The organism is Campylobacter cuniculorum DSM 23162 = LMG 24588 (assembly GCF_002104335.1).
In the GTDB taxonomy this organism is placed as follows: Bacteria; Campylobacterota; Campylobacteria; order Campylobacterales; family Campylobacteraceae; genus Campylobacter_D; species Campylobacter_D cuniculorum.
On the sequence record NZ_CP020867.1, the window covers coordinates 860,230 to 871,704 of the forward strand.

General features: G+C 32.0%; 15 protein-coding genes. 11 read left to right on the top strand and 4 right to left on the bottom strand.

Going from position 1 to position 11,475, the window contains the following annotated elements; genetic code table 11:
- Position 1: 1 nt before the first annotated feature.
- The 10 genes from waaA to CCUN_RS04370 all read left to right on the top strand — a co-directional run bounded on the left by waaA (position 2) and on the right by CCUN_RS04370 (position 7,313).
- Complete coding sequence (gene waaA, locus CCUN_RS04325; RefSeq protein WP_027306490.1) at positions 2 to 1,171, top strand: lipid IV(A) 3-deoxy-D-manno-octulosonic acid transferase; 1,170 nt, start codon at positions 2 to 4, stop codon at positions 1,169 to 1,171.
- Entirely contained in the window at positions 1,152 to 1,913 is a 762-nt protein-coding gene (locus CCUN_RS04330) for an RluA family pseudouridine synthase (protein WP_027306489.1), read from the top strand. The genes waaA and CCUN_RS04330 overlap by 20 nt, the downstream gene beginning before the upstream one ends.
- Before the next feature lie 50 nt (positions 1,914 to 1,963).
- Complete coding sequence (ffh, locus tag CCUN_RS04335) at positions 1,964 to 3,301, top strand: signal recognition particle protein (protein ID WP_027306488.1); 1,338 nt, start codon at positions 1,964 to 1,966, stop codon at positions 3,299 to 3,301.
- Positions 3,302 to 3,373: 72 nt separating this feature from the next.
- Entirely contained in the window at positions 3,374 to 3,601 is a 228-nt protein-coding gene (gene rpsP / locus CCUN_RS04340) for a 30S ribosomal protein S16 (RefSeq protein ID WP_027306487.1), read from the top strand.
- Positions 3,601 to 3,843: a KH domain-containing protein gene (locus CCUN_RS04345; RefSeq protein WP_027306486.1), complete on the top strand. Its 243-nt coding sequence runs from the start codon at positions 3,601 to 3,603 to the stop codon at positions 3,841 to 3,843. Before rpsP ends, CCUN_RS04345 begins: the two co-directional genes overlap by 1 nt.
- Positions 3,836 to 4,375, top strand: a complete 540-nt coding sequence (gene rimM, locus CCUN_RS04350) for a ribosome maturation factor RimM (protein WP_027306485.1) — start codon at positions 3,836 to 3,838, stop codon at positions 4,373 to 4,375. Before CCUN_RS04345 ends, rimM begins: the two co-directional genes overlap by 8 nt.
- Positions 4,372 to 5,097 carry a tRNA (guanosine(37)-N1)-methyltransferase TrmD gene (gene trmD, locus CCUN_RS04355; protein ID WP_027306484.1) on the top strand — a complete coding sequence of 242 codons (726 nt, stop codon included), beginning with the start codon at positions 4,372 to 4,374 and terminating at the stop codon, positions 5,095 to 5,097. Before rimM ends, trmD begins: the two co-directional genes overlap by 4 nt.
- Complete coding sequence (rplS, locus tag CCUN_RS04360; protein WP_027306483.1) at positions 5,087 to 5,443, top strand: 50S ribosomal protein L19; 357 nt, start codon at positions 5,087 to 5,089, stop codon at positions 5,441 to 5,443. Before trmD ends, rplS begins: the two co-directional genes overlap by 11 nt.
- Positions 5,444 to 5,649: 206 nt before the next feature.
- Positions 5,650 to 6,993, top strand: coding sequence for a class II 3-deoxy-7-phosphoheptulonate synthase (locus tag CCUN_RS04365; RefSeq protein ID WP_027306482.1), 1,344 nt, complete (start codon positions 5,650 to 5,652; stop codon positions 6,991 to 6,993).
- Positions 6,990 to 7,313, top strand: coding sequence for an ArsC/Spx/MgsR family protein (locus tag CCUN_RS04370; RefSeq protein ID WP_027306481.1), 324 nt, complete (start codon positions 6,990 to 6,992; stop codon positions 7,311 to 7,313). The genes CCUN_RS04365 and CCUN_RS04370 overlap by 4 nt, the downstream gene beginning before the upstream one ends.
- Here the strand turns inward: CCUN_RS04370 and queA are convergent.
- From queA to tatB, 3 genes are read right to left on the bottom strand one after another with little or no spacing between them, the layout of a single operon-like run.
- Positions 7,308 to 8,327: a tRNA preQ1(34) S-adenosylmethionine ribosyltransferase-isomerase QueA gene (queA, locus tag CCUN_RS04375; protein WP_027306480.1), complete on the bottom strand. Its 1,020-nt coding sequence runs from the start codon at positions 8,325 to 8,327 to the stop codon at positions 7,308 to 7,310. The two genes, CCUN_RS04370 and queA, sit on opposite strands and share 6 nt — an antisense overlap.
- Positions 8,320 to 9,051, bottom strand: a complete 732-nt coding sequence (gene tatC / locus CCUN_RS04380; protein ID WP_027306479.1) for a twin-arginine translocase subunit TatC — start codon at positions 9,049 to 9,051, stop codon at positions 8,320 to 8,322. Before tatC ends, queA begins: the two co-directional genes overlap by 8 nt.
- Positions 9,044 to 9,463 (bottom strand): Sec-independent protein translocase protein TatB, encoded by a 420-nt coding sequence (tatB, locus tag CCUN_RS04385; RefSeq protein WP_027306478.1) that lies wholly within the window; start codon positions 9,461 to 9,463, stop codon positions 9,044 to 9,046. Before tatB ends, tatC begins: the two co-directional genes overlap by 8 nt.
- A 140-nt stretch (positions 9,464 to 9,603) precedes the next feature.
- Here tatB and CCUN_RS04390 point away from each other — a divergent pair, with 140 nt between their 5' ends.
- Complete coding sequence (locus CCUN_RS04390; protein WP_027306477.1) at positions 9,604 to 10,359, top strand: SDR family NAD(P)-dependent oxidoreductase; 756 nt, start codon at positions 9,604 to 9,606, stop codon at positions 10,357 to 10,359.
- Positions 10,360 to 10,398: 39 nt separating this feature from the next.
- Here CCUN_RS04390 and hemW read toward each other — a convergent pair whose 3' ends face one another.
- Complete coding sequence (hemW, locus tag CCUN_RS04395) at positions 10,399 to 11,454, bottom strand: radical SAM family heme chaperone HemW (protein ID WP_027306476.1); 1,056 nt, start codon at positions 11,452 to 11,454, stop codon at positions 10,399 to 10,401.
- Positions 11,455 to 11,475 lie beyond the last annotated feature (21 nt).

Sequence of the window (11,475 nt, forward strand, 5' to 3'; positions counted from 1 at the left end):
ATTGATTTTTATTTATTATTGTTTGGTGTGGATTGTTTATATCATCCTTGCCTTTCCTTTATTTTTGCTTTCTTTTTTTAAATTTAAATATAAAAATTCTCTTAAAGCGAGATTTTTTTTGTATAAAAATTTTCATCAAGATGTTGCAGATGTGCATTTTCACGCTTGTTCTTTGGGAGAAGTAAGGAGTATTAGAGAACTTGCTTTGTGTTTTGATTCTAGAATAAGCACAATCACTCAAACCGGCTATGATGAGGCGAAAAATTTTTGTCAAAAGGTTAATTTTTTGGCTTTTGAAAATTTTATTCCTTTTTGGCTCAAACCTTGCAAGGTTTTGGTGATTTTTGAAGCTGAATATTGGCTTATGCTTATTTTTATAGCGAAATTAAAAGGTGCAAAAGTGCTTTTAATCAATGCAAGAATTTCAGATAATTCCTATAAAAATTATAAAAATTTCTCTTTTTTTTATCGTTTGATTTTTTCTTATATTGATAAAATTTTTGCTCAAAGTTTGCAAGATAAAGAAAGACTTTTAGAGCTTGGGGCAAAAAAAGTCGCAATTTATCAAAATATCAAGGCAGCTTTGAAACCAAAATTAAGCAAAAACTATCCTAAATTAAAACAAAAGCTTATCATATTTGCAAACACTCATTCTAAAGAAGAGCAACTTTTACTTCAAGCTCTTAAACTCAAAGACAATGAAAAACTCATTATTGCTCCAAGACATCCAGAAAGATTTAAAGAAGTAGAAAATTTGCTTAAAGATTTGAATTTAAATTTTGATCGGTTGAGCACATTAAAAAATTGTGAAGATGATTTGGAAAAGGAATTTAAAAGTCAAATTTTACTTTTAGATCTTTTAGGAGAGCTTGTAAATTTTTATGCAATCAGTGATGTGGTTGTGCTTGGCGGGTCTTTTTTTGAGGGAATAGGAGGGCATAATCCCATTGAAGCGGCAAGTTTTGAGAATGTTATAATCTCTGGAATTTATATCCACAATCAAAAAAAATTATTTAACGAGGTTGAAAATATTAATTTTTGCGAAAATTTAGAAGAGCTTGATGAGAAAATTCATCATTTAAGTCAAAGGGCTAAAATCTCTAAAAAGCTTGATTTAAAGCCTATGATTAAAGAGATACAAGAGAGTATTGATGCAAGAAAAAGCCTATAAAGTCCTAGCTTTACAAGAGGGTATTTCAAACAGAGAAGCTAAAGAGCTCATTGATAGAGCTTGTGTTTTTTTAAAAGGAAAAAAAATCACACTCGCAAGAGCCTTAGTCGATGAAAAATCCCAATTTATTATAAAGAAAACTCAAAATCCTCAAGTGATTTTTGAAGATAAAAAAATTCTTGCAATCAATAAACCGCATTCTTTTGTGAGTGAAAATTTAGAAAAACAATTTAAAGCCAAACTTTTAAATCGTTTGGATAAAGAAACAAGCGGAGTTATTTTGCTTTGTAAGGAAGAAAATTTTCGTCAAATGTGTATAGAAGAATTTAAAAAACACAAAGTTTATAAGAGCTATATAGCGATTCTTAATGGAATTTTAGCTCAAGAAATTCAAATCAATGAGCCTCTTTTAACAATTAAAACCAAAAAGGGAGCTTTGAGTAAAATTTCAAAGGAAGGATTTGAGGCAAAAAGTGTGATTAGCCCCTTGATGATTGAGGGTAAAAAAACCTTAGCTAAAATTGTAATTCAAACCGGACGCACCCATCAAATTAGAGTGCATACAGCCTTTATAAAACACGGCATTATAGGAGATGAAAAATATGCAAAAATTCGAGCAGAAAGAATGTATTTGCATAGCTATGAGCTTGGAATTTTGGATTATTTTTTTAAAGCAAATTTAGATGAAGATTTTAATGCATTTGGCTTTGAGATAAAGAATTTAGATTTTAAAGCGATTTAAGCAAAAATTTGATATAATAATGCCTTTATTAAATAAAAAAGGGGATTAAGGTGTTTGAACTTGTTAGCGAATCATTTAAGTCAGCTTTGAGTAAAATTCGCTTTGTCGATGATGAAAAAGCTCTTAAAAATGCTTTGGAAACCTTAAAAAAATCCCTCTTAAAAGCTGATGTCCATCACAAGGTTACGAAAGAACTTTTGATTTTAATTGAAAATGAAGTGAGAAAAAATGGAGTGGGACAGAGGCAATTTTTAAACGCAATTAAAAATAATTTAGAAAATATTCTTAGCGTTAAGGGTAAAAATCAAGGCTTTGTATTCAGCTCTAAACCGCCTACTATTGTTTTAATGACAGGTTTGCAAGGAGGGGGGAAAACAACAAGCACTATGAAACTTGCAAACTATCTTAAACTTCGCAATAAAAAAGTCCTTGTTGCAGCCTGTGATTTGCAACGTTTGGCAGCTGTAGAGCAGCTTAAACAGCTTTGTGAAGCCCATCAAATCGAGCTTTTTTATATTGAAAATGAAAACAATCCTTTAAAAGTCGCAAAACTTGCCCTTGAAAAAGCAAAAAATTCTATGATTGATGTTTTACTTGTCGATACTGCGGGACGTTTAGCCATTGATGAAGCTTTGATGCATGAGCTTAAAGAACTTAAAAAAATTCTTAATCCGGATGAAATTTTTTATGTCGCTGATGCAATGAGCGGACAAGATGGCGTTAAGACAGCTGCGAGTTTTAACGAGGCTTTAGAGCTTAGTGGGGTGGTTTTGTCTAAATTTGATGCAGACACTAAAGGTGGTATTGCTTTGGGTATAGCAAGACAGATAGGAATTCCATTAAGATTTATCGGTGTGGGTGAGAAGGTTGCGGATTTAGAACTTTTTATCCCTGATAGAATTGTAAGTCGTATTATGGGCGAGGGAGATTTAGCAACTTTGGCTGAAAAAACTGCTGCAGTGATTGATGAAAAAGAGGCTAAAATTTTAAGTCAGAAGATTAAAAAAGGAGCTTTTAATTTTAATGATTTTTTAACTCAAATGGAGAGTGTTAAAAAATTAGGCAGTATGAAGTCTATTGTCGGTATGATTCCCGGTCTTGGCAATCTTGCTTCACAGGTTAAGGATCTTGATTTGGATAATTCTAAGGAGATTTTGCATATTAAGGCAATGATTTCATCAATGACTCCTAAAGAAAGAGAAAATCCAGAACTTTTAAATAATACGCGAAAGCGTAGAATTGCTGAAGGTGCCGGTCTTTCTCAAATGGAGGTCAATCGTTTTTTAAAGCAATTTTCAAATGCTGCAAAACTTGCAAAGAGATTTTCAGGGAAAAAAGGTATGGAAAGTCTTACTCAAATGATGAATCAAGCAAGAAAGCAATTTTAAGAAGCGTTAAAATTGATTCATGGGCAAAAAATCAATGCTTATCAATCAATTTTAATTTTTTAAGGAGATAAAGTGACAGTAATCAGACTTACAAGAATGGGCAGAAAAAAAAGACCTTTTTATCGTATTGTTGTAACAGATAGCAGAAAGCGTCGCGATGGAGGTTGGATAGAAAGCATAGGATATTATAACCCTATGGTTGAACCTGAAGTGCTTAAATTTGATAAAGAGCGTTTGGAATATTGGAAAGGCGTAGGTGCTAAACTTAGCGACAAGGTTAAAAGCATTACGAGTAAATAATGATAGAAAATTTCTTAAAAGAGTATGCAAAACTCATTGTAGAATACCCCGATAAAATTCACATACAAAGAGTTGATTTAGATGAGAATTTTGTCGAGTTGATTATCTTTGCGGATAAAATTGATGCGGGAAAACTCATTGGTAAAAATGGCAAATTAATCAATGCAATCAAAACCGTTATCTCATCATCTAAGAGCAAAGATGCGACTTCTTATCGTGTAACGGTTAAAGCACTTGAATGAAAAAAATTTAGTTCAAGTTGCGAAACTTGGTAAAACCATAGGATTAAAGGGTTATATTAAACTTCATAATTTGAGTGATTTTCCCGATCAATTTAAAAAAAATGCAAGTTTTTTTTGCAAGGATATGAGAAATATTTTAAAAATTAAGGATTATAATCCTTCAAATAATACTGCCTTGTTTGAAGGTTTTGAAAATATTGAAGAGGCAAAGAAGCTAACGCATTCCATACTTTATCAGAGCATAGAAGAAAGTCGTAGAACCTGTAAGCTTAAAAAAGATGAATTTTTTTATTTTGATATTTTAGAATGTCAAGTCAGAGATTCTAAGCAAAAATTAGGAAAAGTTGTGGATATTTTAGAAATTTCACATTCTTATTTGTTTGAAGTTTCTACCGATGAGGAGCTTATTAAAAATGGTTTGGCTAAGAGTTTTTTTATCCCTTATTTGGATAAATTCATTAAAAAAATTGATACAGAAAAGAGACTCATTGAGTGCAAGGATGAGGCTTTTTTAATCTTGGAAAACTCGTGAAATTTAGTTTTGTTTCTTTATTTCCTCATTTGATTGAATTTTATTTTGAAGATTCTATTCTTGCAAAAGCTCGAAAAAAAGGGATTTTTGAGCTTGATTTTTATAATCCTAGAGATTTTAGCACCCATGCTTATAAAAAGCTTGATGATTATAAAATAGGTGGAGGAGCGGGACTTTTGATACAAGCTCAACCCCTATTTGAAACCTTAGAAACCATTCAAAAACTTCATACTAATGTGCATTTTATTTTTCTTACGCCCAGTGCGAAAAATTTTAATCAAAAAGATGCAAAACGTTTGAGTAAAAAAGAGCATATTGTGTTTGTGTGCGGAAGATATGAAGGAATAGACGAGAGAGTGCTTGAAAATTTTGCTAACGAGCTTTTTAGTATAGGAGATTTTATTTTAACAGGTGGCGAACTTCCTGCTCTCGTGCTTTGCGATGCGATTTTAAGAAATGTAGAAGGAGTGTTAGGCAATGTTAAGAGCTTAGAAGAGGAAAGCTTTGAATCTTATCTTCTTGAAGCTCCTTCTTTTACAAAACCTTTTGTTTTTAGTAAAAATTTTAAAAAATTTGTTGCCCCTTCAGTCTTTTTAAAGGGTAATCACGCTAAAATTAACGCTTTTAAATCTACTTTAGCGTTATGCAAAACAAAATTTTTTCGTCCCGATTTGTTTTTAGAACATAAACGCAAAAATTTAAAGGATTTTTATGAAAAATAAATTTATAGAGCAATTTGAAGCCAAGCAAATTGAAGGTAAAAAAGTTCCTGATTTTCGTGCCGGAGATACTTTGAAACTTGCGATTCGAATCAAAGAAGGAGATAAGACAAGAATTCAAAGCTTTGAAGGTATTTGTATTGCAAGACGCGGAAATGGCACAGGTGAAACTTTTATAGTTCGCAAAATCGGTGCTAATAATATCGGTGTTGAAAGAATTTTTCCTATCTATAGTGAAAGTTTGGAGAGCATTTCAGTTTTAAGAAGAGGTCGTGTGCGTCGAGCAAGATTGTTTTATCTTAGAGACAGACGCGGTAAGGCTGCTCGTATTAAAGAGCTTAAAAAATAATTTTTTAGAGATAAAATTGTATAAAAATTATTGATAAATTTATTTTATTGATAATTTTTATTTTTTAATAAATAAATCAGAAAATTTATGCTATATTGGCACTCAATTTTTAAGAATCTAAAAATTGAGGGAATCGCATAAATTTTTTAATTTTATTTTAATGAAATCGAAAATTTTTTAGATAAATTTATATTTATGGATAAATGATGAATTGGACAAAAAAATCTTGGAGAAATTATCCCATTAAACAACAGCCTGTTTATCCTGATGAGCAAGAGCTTAATCAGATTCTTAATCGACTTGAAAAATTACCGCCTTTAGTTTTTGCTGGAGAGGTTAGAAACCTTCAAAAAGCCCTAACGAGAGTGTCTAGAGGGGAGGCTTTTTTATTGCAAGGTGGAGATTGTGCTGAAAGTTTTGAAAATTTTGGTGCAAACAATATTAGAGATATGTTTAAAATGCTACTTCAAATGGCTATTGTGCTTACTTTTGCTGGAGGTTGTCCTGTGGTGAAAATCGGACGCATTGCAGGACAATTTGCCAAACCGAGAAGTTCTGATTTTGAAGAGCTTAATGGGGTCAAACTTCCAAGTTATCGTGGAGATATTATCAATGGTTTTGAATTTGATGAGAAAGCTAGAATTGCTAATCCTCAAAGGATGCTTGAAGCCTATTATCAAAGTGCCACCACTTTAAATTTACTTCGGGGTTTTGCTCGAGGTGGTTTAGCGGATTTACACGAAGTTCATCGATGGAATCTGGATTTTCTTAAAAAAAATGAATTACACAAACAATATATTGATATCAGTGAAAAAATCTCTCAAGCTTTAGCCTTTATGGAGGCTTGTGGTATCAATACAAACAACACTCCAAGTTTAAGAGAAGTGGCGATTTATACTTCTCATGAAGCCTTACTTTTGCCCTATGAAGAAGCTTTAACGCGAGTGGATAGTTTAAGCGATGAAATTTATGATTGTTCGGCTCATATGCTTTGGATAGGTGAAAGAACAAGGGCTTTAAATGAAGCACATGTGCATTTTTTAAGCGGGATTAAAAATCCTATGGGGGTAAAAGTTGGACCTCGTGTCAGTGCAAGTGAGATTGTTGCTCTTTCAAGAGCTTTAAATCCTAGCAATGAGGAGGGAAGGCTTAATATCATCATTAGAATGGGAGCTGATATTATTGCTCAAAGATTGCCTGAAATTTTTAAAGAACTTAAAAAAGAGGGCTTAAATCTTATCTATAGCATAGATCCTATGCACGGAAATACGGTAAAAGCTGGAAATTATAAAACAAGAGAATTTGATAAAATTATGCAAGAAGTGCGGTATTTTTTTGAAATCGCAAGGGCTGAAGGAATTTATCCGGGCGGAGTGCATCTTGAAATGACCGGACAAGATGTAACAGAATGCACAGGTGGGGCGTCAAATATCACTGAAGAAAGTCTTAAAAAACGTTATGAAACGCAATGTGATCCAAGGTTGAACGCTGATCAAGCCTTAGAACTCGCGTTTTTAATCGCAGATTTGGTTAAAAAAGCTAAAAAATGAAACTTTATGGCATAAAAAATTGCAATAGCGTCAAAAAAGCGATGATTGCTTTGGAAAAATTTAATTTTGAATTTTTAGACATTAAAAAGATAGATAAAGAAATTCTAAGTTCTTGGCTTAAGCAAAAAACTTTCGAAGAGCTCATCAATACAAACGGAACGACTGCTAAAAAATTAGCCCTTACCAAAGATAAACTTAAAAATCTCAATAAAGAAGAATTAGAAAATTTAATTTTAGAAAATCCTAGTATCATTAAAAGGCCGGTGGTTGAATTTAAAAATGAAATTTTTGTTTCTAAGGAATATGAAAAGCTTTTATAATATAAGCATAGCATCGCCATAAGAATAAAATCTGTATCGTTTTTCAATAGCAATTTTATAAAGTTCTAAGGTTTTTTCTCTTCCTATAAAAGAGGATACGAGCATAATTAAAGTGGATTTTGGTAAATGGAAATTCGTTAAAAGATAGTTTTGCCTTAAAGGCTTATTAAAGGGGTGTAAAAATAAATCACAAGTCCCGCTTTGAATTCCTGTCCTAAAAAAATACTCAATGCTTCTTGTTGTGGTCGTTCCTACTCCTAAAATCGGTGTTTTGGATTTTATCAGCTTTGCTGCTTTATCATCGATAAAAAAAGATTCAGTGTGCATTATATGTTCTTTTAAATTTTCACATTCTACATTTTTAAAGGTCCCCGCTCCTATGTGTAAGGTAAGATAATAAATTTCATGTTTTTGCTTTAAAAGATTGAGCATTTCTTGACTAAAATGCAAACTTGCCGTCGGTGCAGCTACAGCTCCTAAATTTTTAGCAAAAATGCTTTGATAATCACTCTCATCACTTAACTCATCTTTCCTTTTGATATAAGGAGGCAAGGGAATATGCCCGATAAGATTTAAAAGCTCGTAGAGTTTAGTGCTGTCTAAAAAGGTATGATTTTGCTTAAATCTGACTTTGCGTCTGCCATCTTTTAAAAGCTCTAAAATTTCAGCTTGTAAATTTTTTTCAAAGCTTAAAATTTCACCTGCTTTAACCCTGCCTTTAATTTGAACCAAAAATTCAAATTCTGTATAGGCTTGATGCAAAAAAAGCTCTATTTTTGCTCCGCTTGTTTTTGTTCCAAAAATTCGGGCTTTAATCACTTTGGTATCGTTAAAAAATATTGCACAAGGAGGTAAAAATTCAGGCAATTTTCCAAAATAAGTGTGCGTAATCTTGTCTTTTTTTCTTTCATAGATTAAAAGTTTCGCATCTTCTTTAGGGGTTATAGGATAAGTAGCGATAAGCTCCTTAGGTAAGTGATAATCGTAATTATGAAGCTTTAAATCCTTATGCATCATTTTTTGCAGAGGGATTGATTTTTTGTGCGATTAAAATTGAAAGCCCATAGAGTCCGCAAAGTGGCACAGCCATTAAAAATTGAGAAATCATATCCGGCGGAGTCATCATTGCTGAAAAAACAAAAATAACCAAAACTGAAATTCTAAAATATTTTTTTAAAAAATCATCATCTATTAAGCCTAATTTTGCAAAGAAAAAGGTCAACACAGGCATTTCAAAAGCGAGTCCAAAAGCGACTACGAGTTTTGTAAAAAAGCTCACATAAAGCCCTATACTAATGAGTGGTTTAAAATCTTGAGTTTGCACTCCAAAATCGATGAGAAATTTAAAAGTTAAAGGAACCACGACAAAATAGCAAAACAAAGCACCTAAAGCAAACATTACACTTGCAAAGCAAACAAAGGGTATGACGAGTCTTTTTTCATTCTCATAAAGTCCGGGTGCTACAAATTTCCAAAATTGATAAAAAATTATAGGCAAAGAAATCAAAAAAGCTGTAAAAAATGAAACTTTCATCGCTGTAAATAAAGGTTCTTGTAATTCTACGAAGGTGATTTGTTTTGAAACTTCTGGCAAAACGGCTTCTATTGGACTTTTGAGTATATTAAGGATATAAGAATTAAAAGTAAAGCATACAAAAAACATCACAATAATGCAAGAAACACTGATAAAAAGCCTTTTTCTAAGCTCGGTTAAATGAGGTTTTAATTCTTCAAACATTTTGTTTTTCCTCACTTTGATTTGAAATTTGCTCTGTTTTTAAATTTTTTTCTTCTTTCATTTCTTTTTGTGCATTTTCTTCTAAATTTTCATGGGGATTAGACGAAGAACCAAAGGTTAAATCGACTTTTTTATTGTCTAAAATATCCTTTTTAAGCTCATCAAATTCCTCAAAACTAAGTTTTTTGCGTATATTTTCATTTACGGAGGAAAATTCATCTTGGTATTTTTTAGTTTCGCTTTTAAGCTCATTGATACGAATTTCTTTTTCTATACTTGATTTTGCTTCGTCTATGTTGCGTTTTAAGGCTTTTAAAATTTTTGCAATTTGCACGATGGTATCAGGGAGTTTGTCTGGTCCTAAAACTAAAATTGCGACAACTAAAATGACTAAAATTTCACCCATACTCATTGTATCAATACTTCTTTCTTTATATCTTTTTAAAGACACATTTTACATTAAATTGCTTAAAAATTTACTTTAAAATTGTTTAATTATTATTTATGAAGTGAAATTATAATACAATAAAAAATTCATTAAAGGAGCTTTAAGTGAAAGAATGCTTCAAAGACAAAGTCGTGCTTATCACAGGTGCGAAACAAGGAATCGGCTTAGCCACTGCACAAGAATTTGCAAAAGTTGGTGCGAAAGTCGTTCTTTGTGATATTGTGGATATGAGTGAGGAAGTTAAAGAGCTTAATGACAAGCATTATCAGGCTATGCAAATTCTTTGTGATGTGAGTGATGAAAAGCAGGTGGCAAAGATGATTGCAGAGATTATCTCTGTGCATAAGAGATTGGATTGTGGATTCAATAATGCAGGGATTCAAACACCACAAAAACCGATGGCACAAATCACTCAAGCGGAGTTTGATAAGACTATTGCTGTGGATTTAAAAGGCGTTTGGAATTGTATGCAATATGAGATTGAGCAGATGCTCACACAAGGTGGAGGCTGTATTGTCAATACCTCTTCACAAGGGGGAATCACAGGCTTTGTCGGACAAGCCGCTTATATCGCTTGCAAACACGCAGTGATTGGGCTTACAAGGACTGCCGCACTTGATTATGTAGCAAAAAACATTCGCATTAATGCTGTTTTGCCCGGTGCCATTTTAACGCCTATGGCAAAAGATTTAATCAAAAGAAATCCCGAGATTGAAAAAGAGCTTTTAAGAGATATTCCTAAGGGGAGATTGGGCGAACCAAAGGAGATTGCCGATGCGGTGATGTGGTTATGCTCACCCTATGCGAGCTTTGTTGAGGGGGCGGCTATTTGTGTTGATGGAGGATTTACTGCACATTAATAGAATGCTGAAGAAATATTAAATTTTGCTTAGTTTTAATTAGGGAGCTAAATACAAAGCAAGTTCATCGCTGATGAGGAAATTAAGATTGTAAAAGCGATTGTTTTTTAATTCAAGCTTTTTATTCGCTACAAGCTCATTTGCTTTTTGAATTTGAATTGTATTGAGTATTTTTTTATGCACACCGACTTTGCTTCTAAACCCTAAAAATAGCCTTTCTAAGCATAATTCTTTCTGATTTAAATTTTCTATTTGTCTCAAACTTGGATTTAAGATATAAGTCTTTAAATTTTTTGCTGTATAAAATCTTTGATTTTTTAAAAATCCCACCGCACTTAACCCACAACCTATATAATCCTTGCCTTGCCAATATGCTAAATTGTGCTTACAAATGCGTCCAAAATTGCTAATTTCGTATTGTTTAAATCCTAAAATTTGAATTTGCTCTATAAAATATTTCATCAATCTCGGAGCATTCTTTTTGAAATGAAAACAATTTGCAAAGGCTGTATTTTTTTCTATACTCAAGTGATAAGCACTCACATGTTTTAAATTTTTTTTGATTTTTTCTAAATGCAAAAGTTCAAAATCAAGCATTTTTTTATCATCAAATTTTGTATCATAGATTAAATCTAAATTGATATTTTCAAAGCCATTTTTTTTAGCATTTTCCACACTTTCAAACAGCTCTTTTTGAGTGTGTTGTCTGCCTAAAAATTCAAGTTTTTTAGAATGAAAACTTTGTGCTCCAAAAGAAATGCGATTTAAACCAAAATTTTTCATATTTTTAAGCCAAGAATCAATGCTTGATTTTGGATTGGCTTCGATGGTATTTTCGGAATTTTGACTCAAATAAGGAGCTAAAAAATTAAAAATTTTTTCATAAAATTTTTCTTCCACCACACTTGGCGTTCCTCCTCCTATGAAAAGCGTTTGAATGGAATTTTTAGAGAGTTTAAAATAATCAAATTGAAATTTTAAATCTTCAAGTAAGGCTTTAAAATAAGCCTCTTCATAATCTTTTTTCTTCAAAGAAGTAAAAGAGCAATAATGACATTTGCTTTCACAAAAAGGAATATGGATATATAAATGCATACAAACCTTAAAAAAATTTAT

Bases quoted from the DNA above. Each gene is read 5' to 3' on its own strand.
- hemW (WP_027306476.1), bottom strand. From the start codon at position 11,454: ATGCATTTATATATCCATATTCCTTTTTGTGAAAGCAAATGTCATTAT.
- tatB (WP_027306478.1), bottom strand. From the start codon at position 9,463: ATGAGTATGGGTGAAATTTTAGTCATTTTAGTTGTCGCAATTTTAGTT.
- CCUN_RS04365 (WP_027306482.1), top strand. From the start codon at position 5,650: ATGAATTGGACAAAAAAATCTTGGAGAAATTATCCCATTAAACAACAG.
- rplS (WP_027306483.1), top strand. From the start codon at position 5,087: ATGAAAAATAAATTTATAGAGCAATTTGAAGCCAAGCAAATTGAAGGT.
- tatC (WP_027306479.1), bottom strand. From the start codon at position 9,051: ATGTTTGAAGAATTAAAACCTCATTTAACCGAGCTTAGAAAAAGGCTT.
- CCUN_RS04330 (WP_027306489.1), top strand. From the start codon at position 1,152: ATGCAAGAAAAAGCCTATAAAGTCCTAGCTTTACAAGAGGGTATTTCA.
- CCUN_RS04370 (WP_027306481.1), top strand. From the start codon at position 6,990: ATGAAACTTTATGGCATAAAAAATTGCAATAGCGTCAAAAAAGCGATG.
- CCUN_RS04345 (WP_027306486.1), top strand. From the start codon at position 3,601: ATGATAGAAAATTTCTTAAAAGAGTATGCAAAACTCATTGTAGAATAC.
- queA (WP_027306480.1), bottom strand. From the start codon at position 8,327: ATGCATAAGGATTTAAAGCTTCATAATTACGATTATCACTTACCTAAG.